The organism is Pseudomonas sp. L13 (assembly GCF_009935965.1).
Lineage (GTDB): Bacteria > Pseudomonadota > Gammaproteobacteria > Pseudomonadales > Pseudomonadaceae > Aquipseudomonas > Aquipseudomonas lactis.
The window spans coordinates 14309-27586 of sequence record NZ_QODJ01000006.1 but is presented as its reverse complement, the minus strand read 5'-3'; the positions used below and the strand labels follow the sequence as shown (position 1 = coordinate 27586).

Genomic DNA, 13278 nt, shown 5'->3' with positions numbered 1-13278 from the left:
AGCGATCATGAACAGAGCTCCGCTGAACCCCATCGTCTGTTTCATTTCATTGCTGAGCACGGGCGCTGCGCTGGCCAACCCCGTCACGACACCGTCACGGACCCAGGACACGCAGTCTGCTCCGCTGGAGCGTTCGCACTCAGAACAGGCGGCAAGCTGGGGTTTGACCGAGCAGGAGTGGACGCGCTTCGAACAGATCCAAGCCGGCCCGCGTGGTTTCTGGAGCCCGAATCTCGATCCGCTGACTGCACTCGGCGTCGAAGCAGAGACCAACCAGGAGCGTCAGCGCTATGCCGAATTGCAGGTAGCGCTGGAAGCTAAACGTGCCGAGCGCGAGTTGGCCTACCAAAACGCTTACACCGCAGCCTGGGCCAAGCTGTTTCCGGGACTGTTGCCGATCCAGGGTATGGCATCCCCGTCCCCTGCCAGCTCTTTGGTAGAGCCGCGCCAAGCGCTGTTTGTCGAAGACCATTGCCCTGCGTGCACCGCTGAAGCGCAGCGTCTGCAAAGCAGTGATACAGCGTTCGATATCTACCTGGTGGGCAGCCAAGGTGAGGATGAACATGTCCGTGGCTGGGCGCGGCAAGCAGGCATTGATGCGAGCAAGGTCCAACACCGGCAAATCACCCTGAACCATGATCGCGGGCGCTGGTTCAGCCTGGGAGCCCCGAGACCGTTACCCGTCACATTTCAGCAGGTGAACGGACAATGGCAACGTCTCGATTGATTGCTATTGCGCTCCTGCTGACGGTGCACGCCGTCCGGGCAGACGAACTTCCGCCTCCGGCTTATCAACTGGCAGCGCATGACGCCAACGTCCCTTCCACGGTGTTGTTCGCGATTGCCCTGCAGGAGAGTGGCGCCCGCCTCCGTGGTCGACTGCTGCCCTGGCCCTGGACGCTGAATATTGCCGGTCGCCCTTACCGTTTCGCCAATCGTCAGACCGCCTGTCACGCCTTGCTTCAGGCGCTTGCTCGGTATGACGCCAAGCGGGTCGATGCCGGGCTTGGGCAAATCAACCTGGGTTATCACGGACAGCATTTTTCCAGTCCCTGCGAAGCCCTCGAACCCTATCGCAATTTGGCCGTAACTGCCGCGTTGCTGCAAGAGCATCACGCGGTCACCGGTGATTGGGTGTCAGCTGCTGGCCGATATCACCGCCCGGCAGGAGGAACGCCGGCCGCGCGTTACCGCGCGGTCTTTTCTCAACAACTCGAACGACTGCAGGTTTCCCTCAAACAGGGCACACCACCATGAAGCGAATTCCCAGTGCGTATTACTTCGCCGTGCTCTTGGCTGCGCTCGCCCAGCCGGGACTGTCGTTTGCGGAAGTTCAGCCTGGCGGTGTCACCCGCCCCCAGTTTGAAGCTTCCAGGCCGCCAATAAACAACAAGACCCAGCCTGCTCGGGCCATACATGCAGACCTATCTGCATTTGCCGATGAAACCTGGTTACTGCCCGTGCGCAGCTCTCACTTGAGCCCAGGCCAAATCACAAATCGCACCCTGGACATGCCGGGCTTGCAGCCATTTTTCCTGGTCGGGGAGGATCCCCAATCGTTGGCTTGGCTGCATCAGCGTGCGACTGAACTGCAAGACATGGGGGCGGCCGGCCTCGCCGTCGAAGTGACCGATACTGAAGCCCTGGCCCGAATTCGAGCAGCCGCGCCGGGCATCACCATCCTGCCGGTCAACGGCAACGACATCGCCTCTCGCCTGAAAATTGAGCACTACCCTGTCTTAATCACAGCCACCTCACTGGAACAGTGAGTCTGGGTCATGGCCGAGCACGCGATGGAGTCCAAACTCAGGCCCGCAGTCGAGCTGTATACCGTGGCGATCTGCGTCGCCGCGGCGGTGTTATGCCTGTATTCGCCCTGGGCCGTGGCGCTATCATCCGAACTCGGTCTAGTTGCGGCTCTGGCCTATGCCCTGTTCGGTTTGATCCGCCTCCGACAAGCCTGGGAGGTGTTGCGCTATCGGCGCAATATCCGCCGGCTGCCTCGCTACGAACTGACCAGCCGGCAGATTCCGGTGAGCCGCAAACGTCTGTTCATGGGCCGCGGCTTTCGCTGGACCCGCCTGCACACCCAACGCATGGTCGAAGCCCAAGACCCTGCGGTCGCCCACTATGTCGACCAACCTACCTGTTACCGCCTGGCCCGTGGACTCGAACGACGCCTGGAGCATGCACCGTTTCCGCTCTCGACACTGGCCCGTCTCACCGCCTGGGACAGGGCCTTCAATCCGCTGCGCCCGTTGCCCCCGGTCGGTGGTTCACCGCTGCTGCATGGGGTCGAGCCCGACGAAACGGAAGTCAGCCTGCCCCTGAGCGAACGGGTCGGACACACCCTGGTGCTGGGCACGACTCGTGTTGGCAAAACGCGACTCGCCGAGGTGTACATCACCCAGGACATTCATCGCATCGAACATGAGGTAGTCATCGTCTTCGATCCAAAGGGCGACGCCGACCTGCTCAAGCGCATGTACGTCGAAGCCAAACGCGCCGGTCGGGAGAAGGAATTCTATGTTTTCCATCTAGGCTGGCCAGAGATCTCCGCGCGTTACAACGCCGTAGGACGTTTCGGGCGCATTTCGGAAGTGGCGTCTCGCATCGCCGGGCAACTCAGCGGCGAAGGAAACTCCGCAGCTTTCCGTGAGTTTGCCTGGCGCTTCGTCAATATCATTGCTCGGGCTTTAATCGAGTTGGGCCGACGTCCGGACTACCTCCAAATCCAGCGACATGTGGTCAATATCGACGCGTTGTTCATCGAATACGCGCAACAGTTTTTCGCCAAGACCGATCCGAAAGCGTGGGAAGTGATTGTCCAGCTTGAAGGCAAGCTGACTGAAAAGAATATTCCCCGGCATATGGTCGGGCGCGAAAAGCGCGTGGTGGCCGTCGAGCAGTACCTGGCGGTGGAACGGGTATTTGATCCGGTACTGGACGGATTGCGTTCGGCGGTACGCTACGACCGTACTTACTTCGACAAAATCGTGGCTTCGCTACTGCCGCTGCTGGAGAAACTCACCACCGGCAAGACCGCCCAGCTACTGGCTCCCAACTACACCGATTTAGATGACCCGCGGCCAATATTCGACTGGATGCAGATCATCCGTAAACGCGGCATCGTTTACGTCGGCCTGGATGCACTGACCGATGCCGAGGTGGCTGCCGCCGTCGGCAACTCCATGTTCGCCGACTTGGTCTCGGTCGCGGGCCACATCTACAAACATGGCATTGACCATGGCCTACCCCAATCGGGCGGCACCGGCGACAAGCTGCCCATCAACCTGCACGCTGACGAGTTCAACGAGTTGATGGGCGATGAATTCATCCCGCTGATCAACAAGGGTGGCGGTGCCGGCGTCCAGGTAACCGCCTACACCCAGACCCTCAGCGATATCGAAGCACGTATCGGCAACCGCGCCAAAGCTGGCCAGGTGATTGGCAACTTCAACACCCTGCAAATGCTGCGGGTGCGCGAAACCGCCACTGCGGAACTGCTCACTCAACAGTTGCCCAAAGTTAATGTGCTGACCAAGACCCTGGTCTCGGGCGCCACCGACACCTCCGATCCTGAGGCCAACACCGACTTCACCTCGTCCTCACAGGACCGTGTCAGTAGCACCAGTGCGCCGCTGATCGAGCCCGCTCATATCGTTAGTTTGCCCAAGGGACAAATGTTTTCCTTCCAGGCCGGTGGACAGCTTTGGAAAGTCCGCATTCCATTGCCGAAACCCTCCAACGACGATGCCATGCCCAAGGACCTGCAGGAGCTTACCCAGCGGATGCGCGCCACTTACAACGAACAGGCGGGCCAATGGTGGAGTGCGAGCGGTGGCGGCCCGACAACCAACTTCGATCTGGATCAGGTGGGGTAGCCCGCCCCGCTACAGGTTTTGATTCAGCAAACACGTATTCGGCAGGCGCCGTGGCAGCATCAACTTAACGGTGCGCAATGGAGTAAAGGATGGCGACTTCCGTACAGAACACGCCGCCACAACCGATCCAGCGCCCGGGATTGATCGTCTCGGTTATTGGCTTCGTCTTACGCATCATCGGTTTGCTGATCGCCTCGTTACTGTTCTCGATACTCATCGAGTTCGCCGGTTTGCTGCTGTTCTGGGGCGATCAGGGTTGGCGGCACAGCCAGGTCATGCTGAATAGTGAGCTGGGGTGGCTCAGCGAGCACTTCAAAGCTTCTCTCATCCTCCAACAACCCGGGCGAAGGATTGTTCAAGTACTGGATTTTCTCAATCAATGGTTGCTGGTCAAGACTGGCTTTGCGGATTTTTCCCAGCAGGCGCGGGTATCGAGCATGGACAAAAGCTTCTGTGGGTGGATCAACCAGTTTTACGTGAGCATTGAAGATTTTGTGCTGGCGGCGGTGTATGTGACCTTTACCTTCGTGGTGCGCCTGACCATTCTGGTCCTGGCGACACCCTTGTTTCTGCTGGCCGCGCTCACCGGTTTTGTGGATGGTTTAATGCGCCGGGATCTACGAAAATTTGGCGCGGGCCGAGAAAGTAGCTTCGTCTATCACCGCGCCAAACGGGCAGTGATGCCACTGCTGATCGTGCCCTGGATCATTTACCTGTCGCTGCCCTTTTCGCTCAATCCTATGGTAGTTTTTATACCTTGCGCCGTCACGCTTGGTCTGACCACTGCAATTACATCGTCGACTTTCAAGAAGTATCTTTGAGTCCAACATAACACCACCCCCAAAGCCAAACGATGGTTAACACCAACCCAAAATCTTGAACGATCCATATAGCACCACTAAGCCGACTCACCCAGCACCTTCATTAGATGCCGCCTAATAGAAATAATTGAATCAAAAGTAACTTTCACCTTATTCTCCGTCAACTTTGGAGGATAGACTCTAACCATATTCCCGCCACGACGCACCCCAACATAATAATCACATTTATTAAGAAGAAACTCTCGAACATAACCTGACTGCTTAAATTCCTGCACCAACACAACCACTTCCCGATCAAGAACAGCAAGGTTGCTTACCAGCGTAAACTCCATCAAATCAACAGCATCACTGAGTTCTTGACAAGTATACGACGCATAATTTCCACTAAAATCTGAACTCCAAATATTTGCCCCCTCCTGGGTCCTTTCGAAGTCAAACTTACTTATCACGCCAGCCGCATCTTTCCTATCAAGAATCGCAAACGGGTTCTCGTGATACGCCAAAACCCCGCCCGCCTCACTATAAACTACATTAAATGGTCCCAATGAAACTTCTAACGCATCCATAAACCTCTTATAGGGGTATCTCATTACCTGCTCATCAAGGAGGTTTTTCCGATATTCCTGCGTCAAAGAAAAAAAAGCACAGCCAGCGAAGATACAACAACAATCCAACCTGTAAAATTAATCTTTCGAACTCCTACTGCCTTTGGATCCCAAGTTCCTCCCTTCACTCCAGCCAAGGCAATTACAAAAGCAAGAAACGACAACAAGTAGCTCACAAGACGCCTCCTTCCTTCAATCCAAACCTTAATGTTTTCAGGGGCTCCACACCATACAGTCATCCCCACTTAATCATTTCCCTTTAGAGCTATGCCTGTAGAATATCAACATTGTTCCGCTCATCAAAACGATAGCCCTAGGTTCAGTTTTTCTACAGTTTTATTGTCACACGTCCCCGATTCTGCTCCCTAGTCAATCAGGGGCCATAATCATGCCGGTTTCTGTCATTCACTACCTGTTATTTCTCTCGCTGACCATCCTCCATGGCAGTTGCTATGCCACGTCCGACCAAGAGCAGGTCCAACTCAGCCTTATTCAACGGCAACTCGACACTATAGAGGCCTCAGTCCAGAAAGCTGAAGCATCCAGTTTCATTGAACCAAATGAACGCTATCGCTTCGACTATTCCCGGCTGACTGAAGATATCCAGCGCATCCGCCAAGGTGTACAGAACTATGTCTCCCCTTCCCGCGCTCAACCTCGCGACCCCAGCGAGCTAACCGGCGATTACCTACTCGAAACGCCGCCCACGGAGCCCTCGCCATGAGCATGACTGACGCTCAGACCGCTGCCTTCCAAAATGCCTCCGGTTTCTCGGCACAGAACAGTTCCACGCTGTGGCTATCCCTGGTTCTCGTCCTGGCTTTGCTCTGGTGTGCCTGGGTGATGTGGACAGCTTACCGGGGTTGGGCGGCTGGCAGTGTGCGTTTCGGAGCCTTCGGCGGCAGTGTCGCCCGCGTCTTGCTCGCCCTACTCGTCCTGATGTTCTTCACGCTGTCCTAATCCAGGAGATCGCCGCCATGCTCAAGTGCTTTGCCCCCCTGAAAAACAACCTGCGCGATCGTGCCAGCCAGCGCTTGATCGGTCTGCTGCTGGTGCTCGGTCCAAGTTTGGCATTTGCCGAACTTCCCACCATGGAAGCCCCTTCGCGTGGCGAAGGTTCCGGGTTGATCGAGACGATCAAAAACTACGCCTACGACGGCGGCATCCTGCTCGGGCTGCTGATCGCCCTGCTCGCCTTTCTCGGTGTGGCCTGGCATTCGCTGACCGTCTACGCCGACGTGCAGAACCAGCGCAAGACCTGGAAGGACCTCGGCGCCGTGGTCGGCATTGGAGCGCTGTTGGTGGTGATCATCATCTGGTTCCTGACCAAGGCCGCCGCAATTCTGTGAGATCGACATGAATGACACCATCGAACGCCTTGTCGACGGCACTTTGGTCTTTCTGCCTGAGCGACTCAATCGTGATCCCGCTGTGTTACGCGGTTTGACCAATGATGAGATGTGGGTGGCCCTCGGTGCTGGCGCATTTATCGGCCTAGTGCTGGGTGTCCCTCTGGCGATTGCCACCGCCTCCATTGCCGTGGCGCCGACCAGCATGATCGGAGGCATGGCCGTGGTGTTATTTGCCGGTGGCACGCTACTGCGTCGGGCCAAACGCGCCCGCCCCGAGACCTGGTTGTACCGCAAACTGGGATGGGTACTGGCTAGCCGTTGGCGCCTGGGGCGCGGAGGTTTGATCCTGCACTCCGGCACCTGGACGGTTCGTCGTTCGCGTCGATTGCGCCCTGCCCTGTCCCGGTGGCAGCCATGAGCCGATTTCGGAACAAGGTGGACGCCCAACAAGCCCATATCTTCAGCCTGCGTCTGGCGGTAGTTATCCTTGCCCTGGTCTGCGCCGGGCTATGGTACGGCTGGCGCTCGGCACCGACCGATCTGACCGTGCATGTACCACCGGATCTGCGCTCGGGCAGCACTCGCAAGTGGTGGGATATCCCCTCAGAAAATGTCTATGCCTTTGCCCTGTATATCTTTGGTCAGCTCAACCGCTGGCCCTCGGATGGCGAGGAGGACTATCGCCGCGCTATCTATGGCTTGCAGTCCTACCTTACACCTGCCTGCAAGGCCTTCCTCGACGGCGACTACGAATACCGCAAGGCCGCCGGTGAACTGCGCCAGCGGGTGCGTGGGGTGTACGAAATTCTGGGCCGAGGTTACAGCGAAGATCCGGAACTCAGGGTCAAGCAACTCGACCGCGACAGCTGGCTGGTCAAGCTCGATCTCAACGCCGATGAGTATTACGCCGCGGAACCGGTGAAACGGGTGGTGGTGCGATATCCATTACGCGTAGTGCGTTTTGACCTGGATCCCGAGCGCAACAAGTGGGGACTCGCACTGGATTGTTATCAGGGCACACCGCAAAAAATCTCCCTGCCTGGAGGTGAGCCATGAAATGGATTCCTACCCTGGGGCTCACCATCGCACTGATGCTATGGGGAGCTGCAGCGCAGGCCATCGAGTTGATGCGCTGGGAACGCCTCCCTCTCGCGGTCCCGCTGGTGATTAATCAGGAGCGGGTGGTCTTTATCGATGAGGATGTCCGAGTCGGCGTCCCCTCAACTCTGACCGGCAAGCTGCGCGTGCAATCTACCGGCTGCACGCTGTACCTGCGCGCGTCAGAAGCCATTGCACCTACCCGATTACAACTGCAATCGGTCGCGACGGGCGAGATCATCCTGCTGGATATCGCCGCCACGCCTGGCGATCAACCGCTCGAGCCCGTGCGTATTAGCAAGAATGCTCCGGTGCAGACTACCGAGACGGAATCCAGCACCGTCCTTGTTCCAGAACGTACGCCGATCCCGGTCGCTTTGACGCGCTACGCCGCACAAAGCCTGTACGCACCTTTACGTACCGTTGAGCCTCTGCCCGGCATACGTCGCGTCCCGCTCAAGCTGCGCACTGCACTGCCGACCCTGCTGCCGACTGAAAACGTGTCCAGCACGCCCATCGCCGTCTGGCGACTGGGTGATTACTGGGTGACGGCGGTGAAGTTACGCAACCGTGGTGTAGCGACGGTGCAACTCGATCCGCGTCAGCTTCAGGCCAAGTTGTTCGCCGCGTCCTTCCAGCATGCTTTCCTCGGGCCTATCGGCAGCCCTGAAGACACCACGATTGCCTACCTCGTCACCCACGGTGCCGGCCTCGAACGAGCCGTGCTGCTTCCGCCCATCGCGCGAGGTGCTGACGATGAAAGCTAACGCCTTGCTCAAGTGGCTGGTACCGGCTGTGCTGCTCGGCGTGGTGTTCATCATCTTGAAATCCTGGGTCGCGGGCGCTACCACGCCTTCGCCAGTAAGTCCGACCGCTCAGGATAACCTCCAGTTATCCGCCGAGCAGGCCAAGTCGCTCGGCATTGCGGGTGATACCCCACGCGACACGGTTGCCACCCTGGTCGGCCAGGTGAAGGCCATGCGCAGCGACATGCTCGGCCTGAAAAAACACAACGAATCGCTACAGACGGAGAACAACCGCCTTCGCCAGCGGGAGAATAGTGTCGATTCGCGCATCCAGACCGCTCTTGGCAGCGTAACCCAGCAGGTCGAAGAAAGCCGCCGACAAGCCAACGAGGCCCGACTCAAAGCGGAACAAGACAGTCGTCAAGCTCGCGGTCTGCTGACGCAATTGCAGGAACAGCTGTCGGGGCTGACCGGCAAAGGCAAGGATATGCCGATTGGATTGGGGCTTGAGCCAGGCGACGGGGAGCAGTTCGAAGGGCAGCACTCAGCCGATAATGCGCTGCAGTGGATTGAGCCCTCGGATGCTCCGTCCACCGACGCCCGAGGCAAAACTAAGACCGCGTCCGCTCTGAGTCTGCCTACTGCATTCAGCTCATTGGAGGGTTTGAAGGATAATGCCGTCGACCGCAGCCAGAAGCAGTTACGCGAGGTCACCAAGGGTGGACGTGACCTGAAACGCTCCGCTGAGCGTACCGAAGGCGCGAAGCCGGTCTACACCATTCCCGAAAACGCAACATTGATGGGTTCGGTCGCCATGACCGCGCTGATCGGCCGAGTCCCTGTCGACGGCACCGTGAATGATCCCTACCCCTTCAAGGTGCTGGTCGGCCCCGAGAACCTGACTGCCAACGGTATCGACCTACCAGACGTCTCGGGGGCCGTAATGAGCGGCACGGCGTCTGGTGACTGGACCCTGTCCTGCGTCCGCGGACAGGTCGAGTCGATCACTTTCGTATTCACAGACGGCACCATCCGCACGGTGCCTCAGCCGAAGACGGTAGCCAGCCGCAATGCCTCCACCGCCCAGAGTTCGAACACCGACAAGATTCGTGGCGGGCTCGGTTACCTGTCCGATCCGTATGGCATTCCTTGCATTGCCGGCGAGCGCCGCTCGAACGCCCAACAATACCTCGGCAGCCAGAGCTTGATCACCGCGGCCGGCGCGGGTGTGGCTGCCTTGCTCGGGGATGAGCGGAACAACAGCAGCATGATCAGTTCGGGAGGCAGTACGCTCGAGGTCACCAATAGCAGTGGCAATAGCGCGCTGAATTCAATTCTCAGTGGCGGGGTCAGCGACATCCGTGAGTGGATCAACAAACTCTACGGCGAAGCCTTTGCTGCCGTATACGTGCCGCCGGCCGCCCAAGTCACACTGCACCTCGACCATGAGATCACCATCGACTACGAGCCCAAGGGCCGGAGCGTTCGCCATGAAAAAGACCATGCCTCTTTGCCTGACCTGGATTAGCCTGTTCTGCTGGGGCTTGGCGGGGTGTTCCACCGACAAAGACACGCTGCTGCCCCATGGCGAGCAAACCATGCTGGACATCTGGAACGGTGCCGGTTCGCAAGGCACTCAGCAGCAACTGCTGGATGCTCGGCAGCAGTTACGCCGCCCGTTGACTCAAGCAGATTTCTCCGTTGCTCTCCAGGAACCGTATACGCGCACCGCAGCGAACGAGATCCACAGCCTGTTCCCTCGCCTGCCCAATCCCGATCTGGTGCTGTACGTATACCCACATTTGAGCGGTACCGAGCAGGCACCGGTGCCGGGTTACTCAGCTGTCTTTCCGTTCTACCAACGGGTGCAATACGCACTGCCGGGTGAACGACAGGAAGACCTGTAGTGCGTACCCACAATTCGGGCAGCTGCACTGCCGCGTGGAAGGCCTGGCGCCACCCAGCGCGCCCTCGCGCCACCTTGGCCGATGAAGCTGCCCTCTATGCGCACAATCCCAGCTTCACTGATCACCTGCCTTGGGTCGAATACCTCGAGACTGCGCAGTGTTTTCTCCTGGATGACAATCGCTCGGTGGGCGCGGTGTTCGAGTTACTGCCCATCGGCACCGAAGGGCGCGAACCCGATTGGTTGATGGCCGCCCGCGATGCCCTTGAGGATGCCCTACAGGACAGTTTTGATGAGCTGGATCAATCGCCTTGGGTGGCGCAGTTTTTCTGCCAGGACGACAACGACTTCACCCCCTACCTGACACAGCTCACGGATTATATTCAGGACAGCGCACGGGGCACGGTCTTCACCGAGGCGTATTTGGTACTCAGCCGCCGTCATCTAAAGGCCATCACCAAGCCCAGCGGGCTGTTCGAGGATAAGGTGGTGACGCGCCTGCCCTGGCGCGGCAATAACCGCCGGGTGCGCCTGGTGGTCTATCGCTGGCTCGAGTCTGGCGCCGACGAGACGGGACTCACCCCTGTGCAATCCCTGCAGCAGGCTTGCGAACGTATTGCGGCTTCGTTGCAGGCGTGCGGCGTGCAATCAGTACCAGTTGATGGCCACGGTTTGTATGCCTGGTTATTACCCTGGTTCAATCCGGCGCCTAGGCTCACCGATGAAGCGCCCGAGGACTTTTACAAACGTGTTGCCTATCCGGAGCCTGCTGGTGGCGAGTCGCTGGAATTGCCCTTCGATCACGACTTCGCTGAACGGTTGTTCTTCAACGAACCGTGTTCGGATGTGCAACGAGGACTCTGGTACTTCGATGGGCAACCCCATCGGGTCATGGTGGTGGACAAACTGCGACGGGCACCGTCGATTGGTCAACTCACCGGAGAAACCCGTAAGGGTGATGCAGTCAATGCCCTGTTCGACCAGTTACCCGAAGGCACGGTGATGAGTCTGACCTTGGTGGTCAAGCCGCAGGATGTGCTCGAAGACCAGTTAAACCGATTGGCGCGCAAAGCCATCGGTGAAAACCTGGCCTCGACCCAGACCCGTCAGGATGTCGAAGAGGCTCGTGCGATCATCGGTCGCCAGCACAAGCTGTACCGCGGCACCCTGGCGTTCTATGTGCGCGGTCACGATGAACAGCAACTGCACCAGCGCTCGGTCAGCCTGGCCAACGCGCTGTTGGGCACGGGGCTGCAACCGGTACGCGAAGGCGATGAAGTCGCCGCCTGCAACAGTTACCTGCGTTGGCTACCGATGGTTTACAACCCGGCCCGCGACACACGCAACTGGTACACTCGCCTGATGTTCGCCCAGCACCTGGCAAACCTGGTTCCGGTGTGGGGCCGTAGCACCGGCACCGGCCACCCGGGTATCACTCTGTTCAATCGTGGTGGCTCACCGTTGAGCTTTGATCCGTTGTCTCGACTAGACCGGGCCATGAACGGCCATCTGCTGCTGTTCGGCCCGACCGGCGCCGGTAAGTCGGCCACCCTGGTCACCCTGCTGATGCAGGTCATGGCGGTGTACCGCCCTCGCCTGTTCATCGTTGAGGCCGGTAACTCATTCGGCTTACAGGGTGACCACTTTGCGACACAGGGCCTATCGGTCAACAAGGTCCAATTGAAACCTGGCGCCTTGGTCAGCCTCGCGCCTTTCGCTGATGCTTACCGTCTAGTCGAGCAGCCAGATCAGGTGGTGAGTCTGTCGATTGATGAGTGGGACGATGAGGCGGTAACCAATCGTGAAGACCAACGTGATGTGCTCGGCGAATTGGAGATCACCGCCCGGCTGATGATCACTGGAGGCGAGGCCAAGGAAGAAGCTCGTCTCAGCCGGGCCGATCGCAGTCTGATCCGTGAATGCATTCTGGATGCGGCGCAGGCGTGTGTCGCGGCGGGTCGCCAGGTACTGACCCGCGACGTGCGTGACGCCTTGCTGCGCACCGCCGTCGACTTGCACTTACCGGAGAAGCGTCGCGAGCGTGCCCAGGAAATGGGTGAGTCCATCGACCTTTTTTGCCAAGGTTTCGAGGGTGAACTGTTCGATCGCGAGGGCACGCCTTGGCCCGAGAGCGATGTGACCATTGTCGATCTCGCCACTTACGCTCGCGAAGGCTACGAAGCCCAGATGTCCATCAGCTACATCAGCCTGATGAACACCGTGAACAACCTTGCCGAGCGCGACCAGTTCCTGGGGAGGCCAATCATCATGGTCACCGACGAAGGCCATATCATCACCAAAAACCCGCTGCTGGCGCCATTCGTGGTCAAGGGCACGAAGATGTGGCGCAAGCTCGGGGCCTGGTTCTGGCTGGCGACGCAAAACCTTGCCGACTTCCCCACGGCCGCGCAGACCATGCTCAACATGATCGAATGGTGGATTTGTTTAAACATGCCACCTGCGGAGATTGAGGAAATCGCCCGTTTCAAGAAGCTCACGCCGGCACAGAAAGCTTTGTTGCTCTCCGCCAGTAAGGAGCCTGGGAAATACACTGAGGGAGTCGTGCTGTCGAAAAAACTCGAAACGCTGTTTCGAGCTGTACCACCCAGCCTCTATCTCGCCTTGGCCATGACGGAGCCCGAGGAAAAAGCCGAGCGCTGGAGGTTGATGCAGGAGAACGGTTGCTCGGAGTTGGAAGCGGCTTTCCAGGTAGCTGAGCGTATTGACCAGGCCCGAGGAATCGAGACAGAAGGGCAGATTTAGAGCCCATATGGCGTTACGTCTGCGCAGGGCTGGAGTGCCGCTTTTTGGTGGATGTGCCCGAACTATCTGAGTAGATTACTCATCGACACTCAGCCAAGCGGAA

At 58.5% G+C, this 13278-nt stretch carries 16 protein-coding genes; 14 read left to right on the top strand and 2 right to left on the bottom strand.

What is annotated here, in order from left to right:
• Window positions 1-7 precede the first annotated feature (7 nt).
• From DK871_RS05655 to DK871_RS05635, 5 genes are all read left to right on the top strand, one after another.
• A complete protein-coding gene (locus DK871_RS05655; protein ID WP_161904291.1) occupies window positions 8-727 on the top strand; it encodes a TIGR03759 family integrating conjugative element protein in 720 nt (239 codons plus the stop codon).
• Window positions 709-1257: a lytic transglycosylase domain-containing protein gene (locus DK871_RS05650; protein ID WP_161904290.1), complete on the top strand. Its 549-nt coding sequence runs from the start codon at window positions 709-711 to the stop codon at window positions 1255-1257. Before DK871_RS05655 ends, DK871_RS05650 begins: the two co-directional genes overlap by 19 nt.
• Window positions 1254-1769, top strand: a complete 516-nt coding sequence (locus DK871_RS05645) for an integrating conjugative element protein (RefSeq protein ID WP_161904289.1) — start codon at window positions 1254-1256, stop codon at window positions 1767-1769. Before DK871_RS05650 ends, DK871_RS05645 begins: the two co-directional genes overlap by 4 nt.
• Window positions 1770-1778: 9 nt before the next feature.
• Window positions 1779-3884: a type IV conjugative transfer system coupling protein TraD gene (traD, locus tag DK871_RS05640; protein ID WP_161904288.1), complete on the top strand. Its 2106-nt coding sequence runs from the start codon at window positions 1779-1781 to the stop codon at window positions 3882-3884.
• Between the two features lie 89 nt (window positions 3885-3973).
• Entirely contained in the window at window positions 3974-4705 is a 732-nt protein-coding gene (locus DK871_RS05635) for a TIGR03747 family integrating conjugative element membrane protein (RefSeq protein WP_161904287.1), read from the top strand.
• A 77-nt stretch (window positions 4706-4782) separates the two neighbouring features.
• Here DK871_RS05635 and DK871_RS05630 read toward each other — a convergent pair whose 3' ends face one another.
• Together DK871_RS05630 and DK871_RS05625 are read right to left on the bottom strand one after the other, a co-directional pair.
• On the bottom strand, window positions 4783-5271 hold the full coding sequence (locus tag DK871_RS05630; protein ID WP_161904286.1) for a hypothetical protein: 489 nt from the start codon (window positions 5269-5271) through the stop codon (window positions 4783-4785).
• 62 nt (window positions 5272-5333) lie between these two features.
• Window positions 5334-5486, bottom strand: a complete 153-nt coding sequence (locus tag DK871_RS05625; protein ID WP_161904285.1) for a hypothetical protein — start codon at window positions 5484-5486, stop codon at window positions 5334-5336.
• A 212-nt stretch (window positions 5487-5698) separates the two neighbouring features.
• On the opposite strand from DK871_RS05625, the gene DK871_RS05620 reads away from it, so the two are divergent.
• Genes DK871_RS05620 through DK871_RS05580 form a run of 9 tightly spaced genes read left to right on the top strand, consistent with a single transcriptional unit; the run spans window position 5699 to window position 13175 of the window.
• Window positions 5699-6034 carry an RAQPRD family integrative conjugative element protein gene (locus DK871_RS05620; protein ID WP_161904284.1) on the top strand — a complete coding sequence of 112 codons (336 nt, stop codon included), beginning with the start codon at window positions 5699-5701 and terminating at the stop codon, window positions 6032-6034.
• Window positions 6031-6270, top strand: a complete 240-nt coding sequence (locus DK871_RS05615; RefSeq protein WP_161904283.1) for a TIGR03758 family integrating conjugative element protein — start codon at window positions 6031-6033, stop codon at window positions 6268-6270. Before DK871_RS05620 ends, DK871_RS05615 begins: the two co-directional genes overlap by 4 nt.
• Window positions 6271-6287: 17 nt before the next feature.
• On the top strand, window positions 6288-6659 hold the full coding sequence (locus DK871_RS05610; protein ID WP_046509162.1) for a TIGR03745 family integrating conjugative element membrane protein: 372 nt from the start codon (window positions 6288-6290) through the stop codon (window positions 6657-6659).
• 7 nt (window positions 6660-6666) lie between these two features.
• A complete protein-coding gene (locus DK871_RS05605) occupies window positions 6667-7080 on the top strand; it encodes a TIGR03750 family conjugal transfer protein (RefSeq protein WP_161904282.1) in 414 nt (137 codons plus the stop codon).
• A complete protein-coding gene (locus DK871_RS05600; RefSeq protein WP_161904281.1) occupies window positions 7077-7718 on the top strand; it encodes a PFL_4703 family integrating conjugative element protein in 642 nt (213 codons plus the stop codon). The genes DK871_RS05605 and DK871_RS05600 overlap by 4 nt, the downstream gene beginning before the upstream one ends.
• Entirely contained in the window at window positions 7715-8527 is an 813-nt protein-coding gene (locus DK871_RS05595; RefSeq protein WP_161904280.1) for a TIGR03749 family integrating conjugative element protein, read from the top strand. Before DK871_RS05600 ends, DK871_RS05595 begins: the two co-directional genes overlap by 4 nt.
• Window positions 8517-10034, top strand: a complete 1518-nt coding sequence (locus DK871_RS05590; protein ID WP_161904279.1) for a TIGR03752 family integrating conjugative element protein — start codon at window positions 8517-8519, stop codon at window positions 10032-10034. The genes DK871_RS05595 and DK871_RS05590 overlap by 11 nt, the downstream gene beginning before the upstream one ends.
• Window positions 9997-10413, top strand: coding sequence for a TIGR03751 family conjugal transfer lipoprotein (locus DK871_RS05585; protein ID WP_161904278.1), 417 nt, complete (start codon window positions 9997-9999; stop codon window positions 10411-10413). Before DK871_RS05590 ends, DK871_RS05585 begins: the two co-directional genes overlap by 38 nt.
• Window positions 10413-13175 (top strand): conjugative transfer ATPase, encoded by a 2763-nt coding sequence (locus tag DK871_RS05580; RefSeq protein ID WP_161904277.1) that lies wholly within the window; start codon window positions 10413-10415, stop codon window positions 13173-13175. The genes DK871_RS05585 and DK871_RS05580 overlap by 1 nt, the downstream gene beginning before the upstream one ends.
• Window positions 13176-13278: the final 103 nt, after the last annotated feature.

Coding starts and splice junctions, on each gene's coding strand:
- DK871_RS05605 (WP_161904282.1), top strand. CDS start 6,667: ATGAATGACACCATCGAACGCCTTGTCGACGGCACTTTGGTCTTTCTG.
- DK871_RS05610 (WP_046509162.1), top strand. CDS start 6,288: ATGCTCAAGTGCTTTGCCCCCCTGAAAAACAACCTGCGCGATCGTGCC.
- DK871_RS05600 (WP_161904281.1), top strand. CDS start 7,077: ATGAGCCGATTTCGGAACAAGGTGGACGCCCAACAAGCCCATATCTTC.
- traD (WP_161904288.1), top strand. CDS start 1,779: ATGGCCGAGCACGCGATGGAGTCCAAACTCAGGCCCGCAGTCGAGCTG.
- DK871_RS05655 (WP_161904291.1), top strand. CDS start 8: ATGAACAGAGCTCCGCTGAACCCCATCGTCTGTTTCATTTCATTGCTG.
- DK871_RS05590 (WP_161904279.1), top strand. CDS start 8,517: ATGAAAGCTAACGCCTTGCTCAAGTGGCTGGTACCGGCTGTGCTGCTC.
- DK871_RS05620 (WP_161904284.1), top strand. CDS start 5,699: ATGCCGGTTTCTGTCATTCACTACCTGTTATTTCTCTCGCTGACCATC.
- DK871_RS05635 (WP_161904287.1), top strand. CDS start 3,974: ATGGCGACTTCCGTACAGAACACGCCGCCACAACCGATCCAGCGCCCG.
- DK871_RS05645 (WP_161904289.1), top strand. CDS start 1,254: ATGAAGCGAATTCCCAGTGCGTATTACTTCGCCGTGCTCTTGGCTGCG.
- DK871_RS05595 (WP_161904280.1), top strand. CDS start 7,715: ATGAAATGGATTCCTACCCTGGGGCTCACCATCGCACTGATGCTATGG.
- DK871_RS05630 (WP_161904286.1), bottom strand. CDS start 5,271: ATGGATGCGTTAGAAGTTTCATTGGGACCATTTAATGTAGTTTATAGT.
- DK871_RS05650 (WP_161904290.1), top strand. CDS start 709: ATGGCAACGTCTCGATTGATTGCTATTGCGCTCCTGCTGACGGTGCAC.
- DK871_RS05615 (WP_161904283.1), top strand. CDS start 6,031: ATGAGCATGACTGACGCTCAGACCGCTGCCTTCCAAAATGCCTCCGGT.
- DK871_RS05585 (WP_161904278.1), top strand. CDS start 9,997: ATGAAAAAGACCATGCCTCTTTGCCTGACCTGGATTAGCCTGTTCTGC.